16 protein-coding genes and 2 rRNA genes are annotated in these 16,318 nt (G+C 56.6%); 7 read left to right on the top strand and 11 right to left on the bottom strand.

What is annotated here, in order from left to right; all coding sequences use genetic code 11:
* Positions 1-127: 127 nt before the first annotated feature.
* The gene (locus aalo17_RS00600; protein WP_067554170.1) at positions 128-784 is read right to left on the bottom strand and encodes a hypothetical protein; all 657 of its coding nucleotides are present in this window, start codon (positions 782-784) and stop codon (positions 128-130) included.
* A gap of 279 nt (positions 785-1,063) precedes the next feature.
* Entirely contained in the window at positions 1,064-1,705 is a 642-nt protein-coding gene (locus aalo17_RS00595; RefSeq protein ID WP_067554167.1) for a nuclear transport factor 2 family protein, read from the bottom strand.
* A 370-nt stretch (positions 1,706-2,075) separates the two neighbouring features.
* Between aalo17_RS00595 and aalo17_RS00590 the strand changes: the two genes are divergently transcribed.
* Complete coding sequence (locus aalo17_RS00590) at positions 2,076-3,248, top strand: hemolysin family protein (RefSeq protein ID WP_067554164.1); 1,173 nt, start codon at positions 2,076-2,078, stop codon at positions 3,246-3,248.
* Positions 3,249-3,371: 123 nt separating this feature from the next.
* On the opposite strand, the gene aalo17_RS00585 is transcribed toward aalo17_RS00590, so the two are convergent.
* The gene (locus aalo17_RS00585) at positions 3,372-3,869 is read right to left on the bottom strand and encodes a uridine kinase family protein (RefSeq protein ID WP_067554161.1); all 498 of its coding nucleotides are present in this window, start codon (positions 3,867-3,869) and stop codon (positions 3,372-3,374) included.
* Position 3,870: 1 nt separating this feature from the next.
* A complete protein-coding gene (locus tag aalo17_RS00580) occupies positions 3,871-4,410 on the bottom strand; it encodes an ECF transporter S component (RefSeq protein ID WP_203225830.1) in 540 nt (179 codons plus the stop codon).
* A 332-nt stretch (positions 4,411-4,742) separates the two neighbouring features.
* Between aalo17_RS00580 and aalo17_RS00575 the strand changes: the two genes are divergently transcribed.
* From aalo17_RS00575 to pstB, 4 genes are read left to right on the top strand one after another with little or no spacing between them, the layout of a single operon-like run.
* Positions 4,743-5,630 (top strand): substrate-binding domain-containing protein, encoded by an 888-nt coding sequence (locus aalo17_RS00575; RefSeq protein WP_067554153.1) that lies wholly within the window; start codon positions 4,743-4,745, stop codon positions 5,628-5,630.
* Positions 5,617-6,546, top strand: a complete 930-nt coding sequence (pstC, locus tag aalo17_RS00570; protein ID WP_082743149.1) for a phosphate ABC transporter permease subunit PstC — start codon at positions 5,617-5,619, stop codon at positions 6,544-6,546. The genes aalo17_RS00575 and pstC overlap by 14 nt, the downstream gene beginning before the upstream one ends.
* A complete protein-coding gene (gene pstA, locus aalo17_RS00565; protein WP_082743148.1) occupies positions 6,543-7,568 on the top strand; it encodes a phosphate ABC transporter permease PstA in 1,026 nt (341 codons plus the stop codon). The genes pstC and pstA overlap by 4 nt, the downstream gene beginning before the upstream one ends.
* Positions 7,561-8,310: a phosphate ABC transporter ATP-binding protein PstB gene (gene pstB, locus aalo17_RS00560; protein WP_067554150.1), complete on the top strand. Its 750-nt coding sequence runs from the start codon at positions 7,561-7,563 to the stop codon at positions 8,308-8,310. Before pstA ends, pstB begins: the two co-directional genes overlap by 8 nt.
* Positions 8,311-8,442: 132 nt before the next feature.
* Here the strand turns inward: pstB and aalo17_RS00555 are convergent, their stop codons facing one another.
* A complete protein-coding gene (locus tag aalo17_RS00555) occupies positions 8,443-8,724 on the bottom strand; it encodes a hypothetical protein (protein WP_067554147.1) in 282 nt (93 codons plus the stop codon).
* A 406-nt stretch (positions 8,725-9,130) separates the two neighbouring features.
* Between aalo17_RS00555 and aalo17_RS00550 the strand changes: the two genes are divergently transcribed.
* Positions 9,131-10,951, top strand: coding sequence for a DUF885 family protein (locus aalo17_RS00550; protein ID WP_067554144.1), 1,821 nt, complete (start codon positions 9,131-9,133; stop codon positions 10,949-10,951).
* 225 nt (positions 10,952-11,176) lie between these two features.
* On the opposite strand, the gene aalo17_RS00540 is transcribed toward aalo17_RS00550, so the two are convergent.
* The 6 genes from aalo17_RS00540 to aalo17_RS00510 form a co-directional block, all read right to left on the bottom strand.
* The gene (locus aalo17_RS00540; RefSeq protein ID WP_067554138.1) at positions 11,177-11,734 is read right to left on the bottom strand and encodes a GNAT family N-acetyltransferase; all 558 of its coding nucleotides are present in this window, start codon (positions 11,732-11,734) and stop codon (positions 11,177-11,179) included.
* 74 nt (positions 11,735-11,808) lie between these two features.
* Positions 11,809-11,915: ribosomal RNA gene (rrf, locus tag aalo17_RS00535) — 5S ribosomal RNA — on the bottom strand.
* Positions 11,916-12,059: 144 nt separating this feature from the next.
* Entirely contained in the window at positions 12,060-12,620 is a 561-nt protein-coding gene (locus aalo17_RS00530; RefSeq protein ID WP_067554135.1) for a flavin reductase family protein, read from the bottom strand.
* A gap of 456 nt (positions 12,621-13,076) precedes the next feature.
* A 5S ribosomal RNA gene (rrf, locus tag aalo17_RS00520) occupies positions 13,077-13,183 on the bottom strand.
* Between the two features lie 146 nt (positions 13,184-13,329).
* Positions 13,330-14,343 carry an aromatic acid exporter family protein gene (locus aalo17_RS00515; RefSeq protein ID WP_067554128.1) on the bottom strand — a complete coding sequence of 338 codons (1,014 nt, stop codon included), beginning with the start codon at positions 14,341-14,343 and terminating at the stop codon, positions 13,330-13,332.
* Between the two features lie 145 nt (positions 14,344-14,488).
* On the bottom strand, positions 14,489-15,106 hold the full coding sequence (locus tag aalo17_RS00510; RefSeq protein WP_067554125.1) for a PTS sugar transporter subunit IIB: 618 nt from the start codon (positions 15,104-15,106) through the stop codon (positions 14,489-14,491).
* Between the two features lie 231 nt (positions 15,107-15,337).
* Here aalo17_RS00510 and aalo17_RS00505 point away from each other — a divergent pair, with 231 nt between their 5' ends.
* Positions 15,338-16,231 (top strand): MurR/RpiR family transcriptional regulator, encoded by an 894-nt coding sequence (locus aalo17_RS00505; RefSeq protein WP_067554122.1) that lies wholly within the window; start codon positions 15,338-15,340, stop codon positions 16,229-16,231.
* Positions 16,232-16,318: the final 87 nt, after the last annotated feature.

Genomic DNA, 16,318 nt, shown 5'->3' with positions numbered 1-16,318 from the left:
ATGAATGCCCGCAAGGGCAATATAACTGTAGAGCCGTATACGAGATCCGTACGTACGGTTCAACGAGAGGGGCGGAAATCACTGAATTTCCCCTCTACTCTATTTTCGTGTTTTTCTCCAGTCCGTGTCACTGGTCATCCGACTCTTCGAGGGTTCCGATCTCCACATTGCTGATCTTCCAGCCATCACCGGTTTTTTCCAGAGAGAACCGGTAGTTTGTCGTCTGACGCGGCTCGGCATCCAGTCTTGACACCAGTTCCTGTGCGTAAACAGGTACCACCTGATCCAGATACCAGGCCATATACTCTTCTTCTGTGTGCGAGCTTTTGTATTCCTCGATCCTGGACATATTGTCATCCATCCACTGACTGCCAACCTCGGCTGACAGTCCGGAAGTGGTCATGTTTTCCCAGTCCTTCATGCCAATGCCTTTGGTGGTGACCAGAACCGTGGCTGTGTCATCGCCCACCTGTACATCATCGATTTTGCTGTCTTCCCACACCATGGTGTATGCCTTGATCTGCGCGTCCACGAACTGATCCAGTGTCTCGTTGCTGACCCCCTGGTCTTCATAACCCTTCAGATCAGCCCGCATATCTTCTCTGGACTCGAACATATCCGTCGCATCCCCGGTCAGGTATTTGGTGGCCTCATCCAGATTTCCTTCGTGTTCTGCCTTCAGGAAGCTCTCTGTGGTGTCTTTGACGGCACCGGTATCAGAGTCGGCGCAGCCGGCCATGAACAGAAGGGCCGCGCTGAAAGCCGCTGTCAGTAATTTCTTCATGTCAAAACCTCCCTTTGTCATAGGGAAACTGTAACAGGATGCCGTTGTTTTTCAGAGGCAGATACCCGCAACTTTGAATAACCGTTCAATCTCTTTCATCTGTCAGCGTTTTTGACTGATTTATATCGTTTCTGCGTGTATTCTGAAATACTAACCGAGTATAGTGGATTTTATTTATATTTCGTGCATATACAGCCTGTTATATTCTGAAAATATTCACAGCAAGAAAAAAAACCGCACAGAGTATGCAATTTTTGCGCGGTTTTAACCATAGCCCGGTTATTCGGATTTCACTTCCACGTTGCTGATCTTCCAGTCATCGCCTTCCTTGTTCAGCGTCAGGCGGTAGTCAGAGGCCTTGCGTTCGCTTTCGTCCATCTTCGCTTCGGCTTCCTTCCCCGCAGCCGGCAGCATCTGATCCATGAGCCAGGCAAAGGTCTCCTCCTCGGTATGACCGGTGGCATAGTTCTGGATTTCCTCCATGTGGTCTTCTGCCCACTGCCCTGCCACATTGGCTCCGAACTCCTCCGTCATCTCTTTTTCCATGACCTCCATGGGCACGCCCGTGACCTTGACCATCACAGTGGCAGTTTCGCCGTCCACCTTCACATCGCCGATTTCATACTTTTCCCAGATCAGGCGATAGGCCTTCAGCATGCTGTCCATGAATGTGTCCAGGGTGTCACCGGACACACCGGCTTCTTCATACATGCTCAGACTGTCACGCAGTTCCGACATCGTCCCCATGTCCTGCACGGCGGACTCCGTCATGTACTTTGCGGCTTCATCCAGGTTCCCTTCCTGCTGTGCCTTCAGAAAACTGTCTGCAGTGGTCTTGACTGCCTCCGCCTCGGGATTGGCTCCGCAGCCGGCCGCAAACAGAAGCGTCACGCCCAGAAGGGCTGCCAGAAATTTCTTCATAGTGAAAACCTCTCTTTTTTCTACAGTCACTATACCGGATAGATATGACATTTGGAACAAGACTGTAACAAGTTGTGTCGATGATGCAGCAGCCGCACAGCCACGCAGAAAGACAATCCAGTTTCTGCCATTTCTATTCTCTTATCTCCAAAAACAAACATCCTATGCAAATATCCATCCTGTATCGATCCTTCAAGCAGGAAGTCGAACGAATGACTGCGGATATACGCATATTCTGCTGGATTCCGCGTCTTTCTGCCTCTTTCTCTGCCGGCCTCATCCCTCCCCGCCTTCTGTAGCCCGGCCGCATCCTGCCATGCACTTTCACATTGCTGCCGGACTGTTATAATCAGTACATAAAGGAGACTCCATGGAATCATATCCCTGTATCATGGCCGCCCTTCTGCTGGCGGCCGCCCTGTTGCAGTTTGGCATGCCGGGACTGGAAGGACGCCCGCGTTCCGCCCTTCGCCTGACACAGGTCGCCTGTGTCAGTGCAGCCGCCTGGCTGCTGGCTGCATTCTGCCTGAACCGCGGCCTGTCCATCTGGTTCCAGATACTGGTCGGCGCTGCCCTCGTGTATCTGGTGTTTTTCGCCGTACTGTTCATCCCGGGACTGCTTGCCCGCCGAAGCCCGGAAGCTTCCGACAGACTTGCCCGCGGACTGATGACCATCGGCAGTATGCTGGCTGTGTTCAGTTTCTTCACGAAGCTGCCCTCGGTGGAAGATGAAGATGTGTCCGAGGACCAGATCCGGGAACTGCTGGCAGAAGCGGATGAGGAAGACATTGACGAGCCCCAGAAAGAACTGCTGGAAAATGTCTTTGAACTCGATGATACGGACGTGGATGAAATCTGCACCCACCGTTCGCAGGTCGTGTCCCTGAACATGCAGGACAAGGCCCGGGACTGGAAGCAGGTCATTCATGACAACCGCCATACGTTTTATCCCATCATCGGCCGCAATGGCGAGGATGTGATCGGGATCCTGGACACCCGGGACTACTTCCGGCTGGCGAACGCCGACCTGGAGAGTGTTCTGACCAAGTGTGTGGACAAGCCGCTGTTTGTGGCGGAAAACATGAAGGCCGACGATCTCTTCCGGCAAATGCAGAAGGAAAAAACTTATTTTGCGGTGGTGCTGGATGAATACGGCGGCATGACGGGGATCGTGACGCTGCATGACATCATGGAAACGCTGTTCGGGCGCATGCAGGAGGCGGATGAAGCCGTGCTGCCCGACGACATCCGGCAGCTGTCGGCAGATACCTGGGAAATCATGGGATCCGCCAGTCTGGAGGATGTGGCGGAGGCTCTGAATGTGACGCTGCCGGTGGAGGACTATGACACCTTCGGCGGCTATGTCCTGGGGACCTATGGCTTCATTCCGGAGGACGGCACGCAGCTGGAGATTTTCCTGGATCCCCTGTCTGTGCAGATCTTTGACATCCACCATCACCGGATCGGCCGGACGGTAGTCCACCGAATGGCTTCTGCGGAAAATCCGGAGAATGGAAAGGCAAGACAGGCAAAAGAGAGATAAAGAAGGCTGCAGCCCGGTCCGGCTGCGGCCTTTCTTTTGTCTCACCAGCCCGTTCTCCAGGCCCGGGGTATCTGTCAGCTGTTGCCGAAAGGCCATCATCGGCAGAACAAAAATCCCGGATGCTCATGCTTCCAGGATCATGTCACAGAGTTCCCTGATGCCGCAGGCCTGCAGATAGGCTTCTTCCCGCGGGATCCAGATTTCTTCAAACTGCCTGGTCTTGTCCGGGCCGCCCCGCTGCAGAAGGCGGGCCTTCTGCGTTTCGGGATCAATATCCAGGAACACCCGGAAATCATAGAAGTCCCGCAGCAGCGGATGCAGGGAATAGGCGCCTTCGACGATTACGAGATCCGCCGGCTCCAGGGTTTCTTCCGGACCAGGGCGCTGGGCTGAGCAGTCAAACCGCCTGGTGGTGACGGTAATTCCGGCCCGCAGGGGTTCCAGGACCTCCTGCCTGAACCGGGTCAGGTCCATGTTGCCGGCAATCCCCGGCTTGTGGAGATCCCGGGGCAGGAAGTAGTCATCCATGTGAAACACCAGGGCGCCTGTATCGCGGGCAAGGGTGTCAGCGAGTGTGCTTTTTCCGGCGGCGGACCGGCCGTCCAGGGCCACGAGGATCATGTCAGACAGCCTGGGACCGGTAGCGGATCACACCGGCGCGGCGCAGGCCCACCATGATCAGGGGAACGAGCACGAGCTGGAGAATGATACCCGGCAGCGTCGTGACAAAAGCCGCACCCAGAAACATCTGCCAGGTGAACTGGCCGAGTCCCAGAAGCAGCATCATGACCAGGCCCCAGACAAGACGGCCGGCCAGCATGGCGGCGATCAGGCAGCGGTACAGGGCTTTCGTGCACTGGTATTTCGAGACTTGCCAGAGCCAGCCGGCGACCATGCCGTAGGTGCCGAGTTCAAAGGCCATGGCTAATGCGGCGGGGTACATGACAGGCATGCCAAAGAGCGCCGAGCGAAGCAGAGGGACAATAAACCCGACGCCCAGCCCGTATTTCCAGCCGCACAGAAATCCGCAGAGGAGCACGGGGAGGTGCATGGGGCAAAGCTGAGATCCGATTTCCGGAATCTGCCCTGTCAGAAACGGCAGGACAAGACCGAGTGCCAGCATCAGGGCGGCGGTGGTCATGTTCTTTACAGACTGATTCATACGCATTCAGGCAGACGGATGCCCGGCCGGGTGTCTGCCTGCTCCTTTCTCAAACATTCATTAACACGGCATCCATTCACTTTTTCCGGTCGCATGTATGTTCATTTTAAAAAACCGCCGTATATTTGACAACAGCCTTTCCGGTATGGACAGCCATGCCTCCGGCTTTTCCACCCAGTCCCGGTTTGCCCGGGCATCCTTTCCGGATTTCTCTGTCAAGTGGCAGCTGTTCCTGGTTTGTCTCATAATTTACATCCTGTTTGCATGGGGTTGATTTTGGCTTTACACAGACTTTTTATAATGGTCCTGCCTGAACAAGGCGAGGAGGATATATGAAATTTTTAGGAAAGGCTTGTGCCGGCAGTATTTCCCTGCTTCTGGCCTGTCTGGTGACCGGCTGTGCTTCTGCCCCGGATGCCCCTGCTGAATTTTCAAAGGATCAGGAAATCCATGTCCTGACCCGGGAAGAAGGGTCCGGCACCAGGAGCGCCTTTGGAGAGCTGACAGGCCTGGTGGAAAAACAGGCGGATGGTTCTGAAAAAGACAGCACCACCCAGACAGCCTCGGTGACGAATTCCACCTCGGTCATGCTGACAACCGTGAAAGATGACCCGGCTGCAGTCGGATACATTTCTCTGGGGTCACTGAATGACTCCGTCAAACCGCTGAAAATCGACGGCTCCCCCGCTGATGCCGCTTCCATCAAGGATGGTTCCTATAAAATATCCCGTCCCTTCAACATTGTGGTCAAAGAAGAACTGAGCGCCCCGGCAAAGGACTTCATGGACTTCATCCTGTCCAATCAGGGGCAGAAAGTGGTGGCAGACAACGGCTGCATCCCGCTGGACACAACTGCAACCTGGACCCCGGCGGACGTTTCGGGTAAAGTCGTGGTCTCCGGCTCCAGCTCCGTCACTCCCGTCATGGAGAAACTCGCCGAGGCTTACAAAGAGAAACAGCCGAATGTCCAGGTGGAGATCCAGCAGAGCGATTCTTCATCCGGGATCCAGGATGCAGCAGACGGTGTGTCGGATATCGGCATGGCCAGCCGGGACCTCAAGGACTCCGAACTGACGGAAGGCGTGAAACCGGTGGTGATTGCGATGGACGGCATCGCCGTGATCGTGAACCCGTCCAATACCGCCGAAGACCTGAGCACAGAGCAGGTGAAGGAGATCTTCTCCGGCGAAAAGACTCTGTGGTCCGATGTCCTCGGGTAATCACCCAGGCGGTCCAGGGCTGCAGGACGGACTCGCCGCCACAGCCGGCCTGACCAGTGTTCCAGGCAGCCGGCGGGAGGGATGGGGCAAGTTTCTCTTCGCTGCCTGCGCCTGGATCAGCGCCGCAGCCATTGCCCTGATCCTGGTGTTTCTGGTCGTCCAGAGCCTGCCGGCTTTTCAGGAAATCGGCCTGGGAAGCCTGCTCTTCGGCACTGTCTGGAAACCCACGGAAGGCCGTTTCGGACTTCTGCCAATGATCGCGGGGACCTTTGCCGTGACCATTGCCGCGCTGGCAGTCGCCGCTCCCCTGGGCATTCTCTGCGCGCTGTATCTGGCACACTTCTGTCCCGCCCGCCTGAAGCCGTTCATGCGGACAGTCGTCTCGGTCATGGCCGGGATCCCTTCGGTGGTGTATGGCTTCTTCGGCCTGGAAGTGCTCGTTCCCTGGATCCGCCTGAACATGGGCGGCACCGGCACCAGCCTTCTGTGCGCTGCGGTGCTGCTGGGCATGATGATCGTTCCCACCATTACAGAACTGTCTCTGTCTTCCATCGAAACCGTGGATCCAGGCTGTTATGAAGGCAGTCTGGCCCTTGGGGCTACACCCGAACATTCCGGTTTCTTCGCTGTTCTTCCTGCTGCCAGATCGGGACTGGCCACGGCCGTGGTGCTCGGACTGGGACGGGCTGTCGGAGAAACCATGGCTGTCATGATGGTCGCCGGCAACCAGCCACTGTTCCCTGACAGCCTGCTTGGCGGTGTGCGGACCCTGACAGCCAATATCGCCATGGAAATGGGCTACGCAGCCGACCTGCATCGCCAGGCACTGACAGCCTCCGCCCTGGTGCTGCTGGTGATCGTTCTCGCTGTGATCGCAGGCCTGGTATGGCTGCGGAAAAGGAGTGCAAATAGATGAAAACAGAAAGAATCCCTTCCGCTTTGCAGCTGGACGTGCCGGCTGCCTCGACCAGCGCAGCGGCCGTCTCTTCCGGCACCCCGCTGGAACTCGGGACTCCCCCGCGATTCTCCCAGCCGGTTCCCGGGAGCCGGCGACAGAAGAACAGGAGGAAGGGACAGTCTTCTTCCTCCTTCCGGCAGGGGTCCACCCTGCGCCGCCGTTTTGCGACACTGCTTCAGCGCGGACTGATTTACGGAGCCGCGCTGGTAGTGGCCGGATTCCTGTTCTACCTGATTGCCTTCATTTTCGTCAATGGCTTCCCGGCCCTTCGCGCGGATCTGTTCTCTTTGGTCTATACCTCAGAGAATGTATCCATGCTGCCGGCACTGGTGAATACCGGGTCCATGATCCTGCTGACGCTGGTCATTGCCCTGCCTCTGGGGGTGCTGGGCGCTGTCTACCTGACGGAGTACACCCGCCCGAAGAGCCGCGCAGCCAGCCTGATTGCGGCGGCAGCCGAAGTGCTGTCCAGTGTGCCTTCCATCGTTTTCGGTCTGTTCGGCTCGCTGTTCTTTGTCCGGTTCCTGGAACTGGGCATGTCCCTGATTTCCGGAGCCCTGACCATGGCTTTGATCGTGCTCCCTCTGATCCTGAGAACCAGCCAGCAGGCTTTGTCGGAAGTTCCCCAGTCCCTGCGCGAAGGCAGCCTCGCGCTGGGCGCCGGCCACCTGCACACCATCTTCAAGGTGGTCCTGCCGGCTGCTTTTCCCGGAATACTCTCCGGAACCATCCTGGCCATCGGACGGATCACCGGAGAATCCGCCGCCCTGATCTTCACGGCGGGCACAGCGGTGACCCTGGTGACCGGACTTGACCAGTCTGCGCGGACCCTGGCGGTCCATATGTATTCCCTGGCCAGCGAAGGCCTGCACATTCCCCAGACCTGGGCCACGGCTCTGATCCTGCTGGTGGCTGTGCTCTGTCTCAACGCTTTATCCGCCCTGATCCGGCGGTTCATGGAAAGGCGGCAGCATGGATAAGCTCACGATTTCAAACCTCAGTCTCTTTTACGGACAGTCACAGGCTCTGCATGACATTTCCCTGGCCATTCCCGGACGCCAGATCATGGCGTTCATCGGCCCGTCGGGGTGCGGAAAGTCCACCCTCCTGAAATCTCTGAACCGCATGAACGACCTGGTCCCCGGCTGCCGCATCACCGGTTCGATCTGCCTGGAGGACCAGGACATCACGCAGGGACTGGATGTGAATCTTCTGCGCCGTCGGGTGGGGATGGTGTTCCAGAAACCCAACCCCTTTCCCATGAGCATCTACGACAACGTCGCCTACGGACCGCGCGCCCATGGAATCCGGAACCGGAAGGAGCTGGATGCCATTGTCCGGGACGCGCTGGAAAGCGCGGGTCTCTGGGAGGAAGTGAAGGACCGGCTGAAATCCTCTGCCCTGTCCATGTCCGGCGGTCAGCAGCAGCGGCTGTGCATTGCCCGGGCCCTGGCCGTAAAACCGGAGGTGCTGCTCATGGACGAACCCACCAGTGCCCTGGACCCGATTTCCACGGCCCACATCGAAGCCCTGTGTCTGAAGCTCAAGGAAAGGTACACCATCGTGATGGTCACCCACAACATGCAGCAGGCGCAGCGGATCGCGGACCGGACGGCGTTTTTCTGGATGGGTCATCTGGTGGAAGAAGGAGAAACAGAGCAGGTATTCCGTCATCCAAAGATGGAGAAAACCGCAGCCTACGTCTCGGGTCAATTCGGCTGAACCCGCCCCGCGCTGCTGCGGGAGAACAAATACAGGACCACGGACAAAGAAAAAGGCCTTCTGCGCACATGGAGTCATCCATGCCGGCAGAAGGCCTTGTGCTGTTTGTGAATCAGTGTGGCGTCCGCGGGCTCAGGCCTGCAGGTTCATGGGACTGTGCATCATGGCCACGTTGTCCATGGCCACCCGTTCGCAGAAGGCGTATCCGGTATCTGTGGCAAGAATGCCGGCACACAGTTCCCTGGCCAGGATCTTCTTGGCCTGGCGGCTGGTGCTTCCTGAATTCAGGAGCGAATCATAGGCGGCCTGCATGATGCCAGTCTCCCGGGTACTGAGGCTTTCATCCACAGTCCGGTATACTTTCCGGATCACATCCAGAGCCGCGTTCAGTCTTTGTCTTGAATCTTCATTCATGACGGTTCCCTTTCTTCCCCGACGAAGCAGAGCCGGTGAATCTTTGAATCTGGTGCGAAGATGTTGACCCGGGTCATTTATTAACCCGGTTAAACTCTTCAGGCACCTTCATTATAGACCTTAACCCGGGTCAGAAAAGATGCATGCCCGAAAAAGTGAAGGAAATCCGGATTCTGTTTCATATTATGTTCCAGATGCAGACCGATGCCGGCCACCAGACCGGCCGAATCCGACCCGTATGTACCCACATAGTGGTCCCGCGATGGCCCGTGACGTCCGCAGCCGGTTCTTCCATCATCGGCCGCGAACCACCGTGGCGGCGTGCAACCGGATTGAAAGGAAGAAACGTCTGTTACAATGGGTGCAGTGCAAGAGACGGGACAAATCCCGGACAAAGGAATCAAACATGAAACAACTGACACTGCATCACACCGCTGCCTGGCTGCTGGCAGCCTCGCTTCTGTTCTCCGGCTGTGCCGGAAGGACACCGCAAGCCGACCCGGATACCGGTGACACCCCTCATAAGCAGGAAACGGTGGACTCGACGGAATCCACCGCCGCTGCGGCCCACCCGGATCCGGATTTCACCGCCTATACAGAGGACTACGTCCGCCAGACCTGCGAAAACAGCTACCTGGTCCTGCATCATTACTTCGAAGATCCGGAATCCTTCGGGATCGATCCCGCCAAAGCGGAGGTGACCCTGGGCAGCATTCTCCCGGATGAAGAAGACATGGAACTCGAGGATGAAATGGCAGAGCGGCTGCAGTCCTTTGACCGCGCGGACCTGGACTTGACCCAGCAGGTGATTTACGACTCCCTTTCCTTCCAGTTTGATGTCGCCGACCAGGTCTACGATACGCGCTACAACTGCCTCGACCAGATCTGGAACGCCTACAACAACCCTGCAGACAGTCTCGTCCAGACCTTCTCGGAGTACGAGATCCGGGAAGAAGCCGACATCGCCCCGCTGATCACGCTTCTGGAAGACACCCCGCGGTTCGTGGACGACTGCATGGCCTATACAAAGGAACAGGCAGACCGCGGCCTGCTGATGCTGGAGTACGATGATGTGCAGGAAAAATGCGAAGAGATCATCGAAGCCGGCAGCGAGTCCGCCGTCAGCCGGAATCTCCAGGAGGAGATCCGTGCGCTGGACCTGCCGGAGAAGACCGAAGAGACATACCTGGACCAGGTCAACAAGGCTCTGGAAACGTCCTTCTATCCGCAGTTCGACCGCATCTGCCGGGACCTGAAGCCCTGGCAGAACAAGTCCCGGGACATCACGGGGCTGGCGAATCTGGAAAACGGCCGGGACTACTACACGGCGCTCGCCCACGACGCCACGGGCACAGAGGATACGCCGGAAGAAATGCAGGAAAACCTGCAGAAAACCGTGGTCTCTCTCTCCCTGCAGATGCAGAACATGATGGACAAAGACCCGCAGAGCGTGCAGGAAGCCACGAACCTGGTGACGGACTTCGAATCGGTGGATGAGATCATGGCGTTCCTCGAGGACAACTACCAGCGGGATTTCCCGACGGTGCAGGCCATGGACTACGAAGTGCAGCCCCTGAGCGGGGAACAGGCGAATCCCGGTGTCATGGCGTATTTCATGATCCCCCCTGTGGACAACACCGCCCCCTGCCGCATCCGGTTCAACGCCGTGGATTACGGCAGCGACACCACGGACGTGGCACTGTATGACACACTCGCCCATGAAGGGATCCCCGGTCACATGTATCAGACACAGTACGATCACGAAACCTTTGTGTACCCCATTCAGTACATGCTGAACAACAGCGGTTTCACCGAAGGCTATGCCACGTACGTCGAGGGACAGGCCAACAAATGGCTCGACGCTTCCCAGAACGCCGTCAAGTTCTACAACTGGATGATGATGCTCACCAACTGCTACACCGCGCTCATGGACCTCTCGGTGAATTATGAGGGCGCCTCCCTGGAGGAATTCAATGAGGAGTACGGGGATGTCTTCGGCAGCGGCGATCTCTCGGACATCTACGACCAGCTCGCATTCTGCCCCGCACAGTTCCAGTCCTATTACTATGGGCATTACAAAATCATGACCCTGCGCAACGAAGCCCGGAAAGCCCTCGGCAGTTCCTTCGAGAGCCGGGACTTCAACCAGGCGCTTCTCAAGGACGGCAGCGTGCCCTTTGCGATCGTGGAACGCAACATTCAGACCTATATCGACAGCCGCAGGTGATTTGCGCCTGGCTGATGTCATGCGGATCCGGTGCTCCTGCCGGGTCCGTTTTCTGTTTCTGCACTGCCGGTGCCGGCCGGAGCGGGGCCGATCCATGCCGATGATGATTTCCAGTATGATGGCGGCTCCCGGCGGACGATGACGGGCTCCTGTGAACGGATGCAGAACATGCATCCGCAGCCGGGTCTGCAGACAGAAAAGCCGCCGGTCAGGCGGCAGGAAGGATCAGTCTGTCCGGCGTCCCATGAACAGGGTGTCGCCTGCATCCCGAAGAACGGTGAATCCGTTCTTTTCGTAGAAGTGCACAGCCTGCTTCCGGCTGCTGTCCACCCCCAGGCACACCCCGGGAATGCCCTTTTCCTTCAGGCGCTTTAGAAGAGCCTGCATGAGGCGGGACCCTGCCCGGAGGTTCTGGGCTTCGGGAACGACATTGATGTGGAGATGGGCGGGATACTCCCGGGCAAACTCCCGGATATAGGACTGTGCTTCCAGAAACGGTGCATAGCTGCCTGGAGACAGCGTCTCGATCTGCGGCCTGTATTCCTGCTCCAGGGTCTGGAAATAGGCATCGGCATCCGGAGCACAGAGGACATAGCCGGCAAAGCTGCCATCTTCGAGCTCCAGTGCCAGGCTGGTATCGCCTGCATGACAGGGGTAGTAATCGACGTATTTCAGGGCAGCAAGGGCCCACTGTTCCGGGGTGCGGTCCTGATGCAGGGAAGCCTTGCGGCTCACGACACGGATGGCCGGAAGGTCGGCCGGTGTAAGAGTTCGTATGTTCATGGAAGTATTGTACCGCCGGCCCAGTAGGATGACCCCGTATCAGGGCGAAAAAAAAGACCCTTGCGGGTCATGTGAACTGGCAACTTCCTATTTTTGCCTTGCGGCTATCGTCGGCGTTGATGTGCTTGACTTCTGTGTTCGGGATGGGAACAGGTATTTCCACATCGCTGTCATCACCAGAACAATAGTTATTCTACTGATTTCACGACGGATGTCAACGGTTGATCCGGAAAAAGATGCGTTTTTAGCGTTTTTCCGCGAATCAGATGAACCGGATACCTCCGGTGGTTCACTGCGCCAGAGGCGCGTGTGCGGCCACTGCTGCCTAGAGCAGTTTCCGTCCTTCGTTCCAGGCCTGTCCGGCTTCCTGGTCCACAACAAGATAGGTCCGGTTGACGGGATTGAAGGACAGCAGCTGCATTTTGCGGACATCGGGCCTGCCATCTGCATCCAGGAAAGCTTCGTCGCAGGTGATGTTCACAATGTCCGCCACAATGTTGCCGTTGTCGGTCTGGCCGTTCATGCGGCACTCCAGTGTCAGGGGCAGTTCCTCAAAAACCGGGGCATTCACCTGCCCGGCTTTGTGCACCGTCCAGCCGGTTCTGCCGACTTTGTCGGGTATTGTGTTGCCGCTGGCCATGCCCACATAGTCACAGGCTGCCATCTGGTCCCTGGTGGCAAAGCTCAATGTGAAGTCCCTGCGGGCCATGATGTTTTTCGTGGTTTTGTGCCCGGCGGACAGACACAGAATGACCTGTGTATCATCATACTGCCCTGTCCAGGCAGCATTCATGGCATTGGGTGTACCGGTTTCGTCATATGTGCCAATGATGGACACCGGCTGGGGAAGCGCCCAGGCGGCGGGTTTGAATGGTTTTCTTGTCATGATGGTTCCTCCATTGCCCTTCTGGCTTCATTGTATAGCGCGCATGTCGGGTCGGGAACCGGTTTTCCGGACTCTTTGTATCAGGGGTTCCTTTCTGTGCATCAGTCATGTACTTATTTATGCTGTACTCATTCCATTGGAAAGAGAGGAAATTTGTATGCCCGGAATGGATCGTGTGCTTTGGTCTGTAACGAAAGGAATCTTTTTGCTGGTGGCGGCTTTTCTGCTTGCGGCCGCAAAAAGTATCGTGAAACTGGCGGTCAGTCTGACGGGAGGGATCCTGCGGGCTCTGGCGGGAAAAAGCCGGAAACGCAGCCGGAAGCGGAGTAAGCGCAGGGCCGGAATTGAGGTCATGACACAGCAGCCACACGCTGCTGTTTTTCGCATCTCCGGACCCATCCGTCAGTGTAAAAAGTCTGGCAGGCGCAAAAAAACAGCCTTCCGGCTGTTTCGATGAAGTGGCAACTTCCTATTTTTGCCTTGCGGCTATCGTCGGCGTTGATGTGCTTGACTTCTGTGTTCGAGATGGGAACAGGTATTTCCACATCGCTGTCATCACCACAACAACATTTATTTTACTGATTCCCGGTTCAGAGTCAACAGTTTTTTCGCATCTGCCATCTGTTTTTCAGCTGTTTTTCTGTCGGCAGGCCCTCTCCTGCCTGCTGTGCACCATCCGGCACCTCTCAGCACACACGATCTCCGGTCTTCAGGTCCGGATCCGGTCCACGATCCCGAACCGGTGCAGATATTCTGGCGGCAGTTCTGAAATGAAGTCCTGCTTGTATTTGATATACGATTCCAGGTCATACAGCACATGGTACAGAATTGCCCGGGATTCAAACTCCTCCCGGCTGGCGGGCAGGGGCTGCCGGCTCATGTGCCGGAAGATTTCCTCCAGCATGCGCTTCTGATCCTCCGGCAGCGAACGGCTTGGAACCGCCACCGCCAGTTCCCGGATGAACTCGCCAATGATTACAGACTGATCCGGCATGGTGCGGATGTGCCGCAGCTGATAATGCAGGGCGTGCACCACAGAAAGCTGCTGCTCCCGCATCTGGAAATACTGGACATACACGCCCTCCCGGGTATGAAGCCGGTTTTCCTGGTAATGCCGGGCGTCGTTGACGAAATCAAAGAGGTCGGATTCCAGTCTGCCCATCTCTTCCCAGATTTCAGTGTTCTCCGGTCTCTCCTCAATGTAACGCACCACTTCCAGCAGCAGCCGTGTGAAGGCTTCCTCCGTCTGCTGCACCTTTGCCTCCAGATCCCGTTCCATGCCTTTGTAGTCCTGGAACATGTTCATGATGTAGGCGATCACCACCCCGATGCAGAGCAGGCAGAATTCATTCACGATCATCGGCCCTGTGAATCCATGGGTGATGGCCAGGTGCATGGCAATGAGGGCATTGACGCTCAGGGTGTTCTGGACATGACACAGTTCACACATCGCCACGATGAACACCAGCAGCACCGCAAAGGAAAACAGCTGGCTTTCCCACAGGGGGAGGATCACGAGACAGAGAGCAATGGTCCCGGCAAAGGTCAGAAACCGGTTGATGATCAGCCTGATGGTCTGCACCCTGGTGGTCAGCAGCGTGAGCAGCGTAATCGTCCCGGCGGCTGCGGCACTTTCCAGATGCAGAAAATCTGCGAGAAAGATGGCTGCAGCGCTGCCCAGACCGATTCGAAGGGAGAGCAGCATGGCTTTTTTGACTTTCATGTTTGTGTGCAACCCCTTTCAGATCCATATAGTTTCAGGATACCGGAAAGTGCGGGGAAAAATGAAAAAAAGCGGCCTGTTCCGCTTTTTGTGTTTCGATCTCCCGTTTTCCCTCACTGTCTGAGCACAGGACACGGGAACTCTGTCAGGAAACCAGGGGCAGCCCGCTCCAGCTGCCGGTGGCGAAGTCCATCGCGCTGATCATGTGCACTTTGTCCGATCCATACTGAGCCTGCAGGTCAGGAAGCGCATACCGGATCTGCGGGGCCAGAAGGATCAGGTCATACTGGTCATCCGCAGGCTCCAGCATCATGTAGCTGCGGGCATCCACCTGCACGCCTGCAGGCTCCAGCTTTTCCTGCAGGATCTGTGCATACATGGAAGAGGTGATTCCGCTCGTGCAGCAGATGAGGATCCGCATGCCTTCCGCTGCGGTGCATTCTGTTCCCGGAACCGGCTTACGCTCCAGGAGGACATCGAAGAATGACCGGAGGTTGTTCATGGATTCCTCATAATCGTACGTCTCAAAGTGCAGGTAATACACCAGGGCACCCGTCAGACGTTCCTCGATATACAGCTCGATGATGTCGTCATGAAAGGAGATCATGGCCTTGTACCGATCTGTGCAGATGTCCATGCCTTCCTGTCCGGGTTTTCTGGAAATGCAGACATTCTCCAGATGCAGGGCTGCCAGGTCTTTGTGGATGCAGCCTGCATTTCTCCGGCTTTGTTCTCTGTCAAATCCAGCGGTCTGTCTTCTCATTTCCTTCGTCGCGTCCTCCTTGCGTCTTGTATTGTAAAAGAGACCATCTTTTAAGAAAATGAAACCGGAGAATTCCGGAATGCCGTTCGCAACCTTGCCGCATCCGCCGGCTTTGCCTGTAAACAGCGTTCCGGTCAGCTGTCAAGACCGGAAATTGCCGGAATAACGGCCATCTGTGGAAGAGCATCCTTCTACAGAGATGGCGTCTGGAAGCGGGAGGAGGAACGGACCATGCTGTTGCTGGACAAAATTCAGGCCACATCATTTTCACCCGGTGAACAGTCGGCAGTGGATTTTATGCTGGAGCAGAAAGAAGACATCCGGGACATGACGGTGAAGGAGATCGCCGCTGCAGCTTATTGCGCCCCGAGCACTCTGATCCGCGTCGCTCACAAGCTGGGGTTTGAGGGCTGGAGCGCCCTGAAGGAAAGCTTTCTGGAGGAAACAGAGTATCTCTCTCATCAGCATTCGGGCGTGGATGCGAACTTCCCGTTTTTCAAGGGCGACACGGATATCACCATCAGCGAGAATCTGGCGGTGCTGGAATGCGAATCCATCATGGATACGCTCTCCATGCTGGATGCCGCGCAGCTGCACAAAGCCACCATGATGCTGCGGCACGCAAAAATCATCTACATTCTCACAGCGTATCCCAATCACGAGCTGACGGGCATGTTCCGGGAACAGATGCTGCGGATCGGGCGGACGGTGGTCGTGGTGCACCAGCCGCTGTATGCCGCCTGGCTCATGACACCGGAAGACTGTGCCATCATCCTTTCCTATTCCGGGGAAACCGGTTTGCTGGTCGAGGCAGCCCGGATCCTCAATGAACGGAAGGTTCCCTTCATTTCAATCTCCAATGTCGGGGAAACCACTCTGGCCAGGCGCTCGCAGGCAACGCTGAAACTGTGTACACGGGAAAAACTGTATTCCAAAATCGGATCCTTTTCCTCGGAAATCTCTGTATTCTACCTGCTCCATGTTCTGTATGCGTGTCTGTTCGAGAGCGAGTATGACCGCAATGTGGAACGGAAACTGGGCATCTCCCGGCGGGTGGAAGCGCGCCGGCATTCCACGACGTCCCTGCTTCAGGAGGAGGAACCGGAAGATACGGAGAACCGGTAAGCGAACTGACCGCAGACAGCCGGCTGCCCGAAACAAAATGCCGCAATGAAAAGGAGGCCCTTTCCTGTGAGAAAAGAGCCTCCTTTT

The organism is Faecalibaculum rodentium (assembly GCF_001564455.1).
In the GTDB taxonomy this organism is placed as follows: Bacteria; Bacillota_I; Bacilli_A; order Erysipelotrichales; family Erysipelotrichaceae; genus Faecalibaculum; species Faecalibaculum rodentium.
Note: the sequence above shows the minus strand (reverse complement) of the source record. Positions and strands in the feature narration are given on the sequence as shown.

Bases quoted from the DNA above. Each gene is read 5' to 3' on its own strand.
- aalo17_RS00540 (WP_067554138.1), bottom strand. From the start codon at position 11,734: ATGAACATACGAACTCTTACACCGGCCGACCTTCCGGCCATCCGTGTC.
- pstC (WP_082743149.1), top strand. From the start codon at position 5,617: ATGTCCTCGGGTAATCACCCAGGCGGTCCAGGGCTGCAGGACGGACTC.
- aalo17_RS00510 (WP_067554125.1), bottom strand. From the start codon at position 15,106: ATGAGAAGACAGACCGCTGGATTTGACAGAGAACAAAGCCGGAGAAAT.
- aalo17_RS00555 (WP_067554147.1), bottom strand. From the start codon at position 8,724: ATGAATGAAGATTCAAGACAAAGACTGAACGCGGCTCTGGATGTGATC.
- aalo17_RS00505 (WP_067554122.1), top strand. From the start codon at position 15,338: ATGCTGTTGCTGGACAAAATTCAGGCCACATCATTTTCACCCGGTGAA.
- pstA (WP_082743148.1), top strand. From the start codon at position 6,543: ATGAAAACAGAAAGAATCCCTTCCGCTTTGCAGCTGGACGTGCCGGCT.
- aalo17_RS00550 (WP_067554144.1), top strand. From the start codon at position 9,131: ATGAAACAACTGACACTGCATCACACCGCTGCCTGGCTGCTGGCAGCC.
- aalo17_RS00585 (WP_067554161.1), bottom strand. From the start codon at position 3,869: ATGATCCTCGTGGCCCTGGACGGCCGGTCCGCCGCCGGAAAAAGCACA.
- aalo17_RS00575 (WP_067554153.1), top strand. From the start codon at position 4,743: ATGAAATTTTTAGGAAAGGCTTGTGCCGGCAGTATTTCCCTGCTTCTG.
- aalo17_RS00595 (WP_067554167.1), bottom strand. From the start codon at position 1,705: ATGAAGAAATTTCTGGCAGCCCTTCTGGGCGTGACGCTTCTGTTTGCG.
- aalo17_RS00530 (WP_067554135.1), bottom strand. From the start codon at position 12,620: ATGACAAGAAAACCATTCAAACCCGCCGCCTGGGCGCTTCCCCAGCCG.
- aalo17_RS00580 (WP_203225830.1), bottom strand. From the start codon at position 4,410: ATGAATCAGTCTGTAAAGAACATGACCACCGCCGCCCTGATGCTGGCA.
- aalo17_RS00515 (WP_067554128.1), bottom strand. From the start codon at position 14,343: ATGAAAGTCAAAAAAGCCATGCTGCTCTCCCTTCGAATCGGTCTGGGC.
- aalo17_RS00590 (WP_067554164.1), top strand. From the start codon at position 2,076: ATGGAATCATATCCCTGTATCATGGCCGCCCTTCTGCTGGCGGCCGCC.
- aalo17_RS00600 (WP_067554170.1), bottom strand. From the start codon at position 784: ATGAAGAAATTACTGACAGCGGCTTTCAGCGCGGCCCTTCTGTTCATG.
- pstB (WP_067554150.1), top strand. From the start codon at position 7,561: ATGGATAAGCTCACGATTTCAAACCTCAGTCTCTTTTACGGACAGTCA.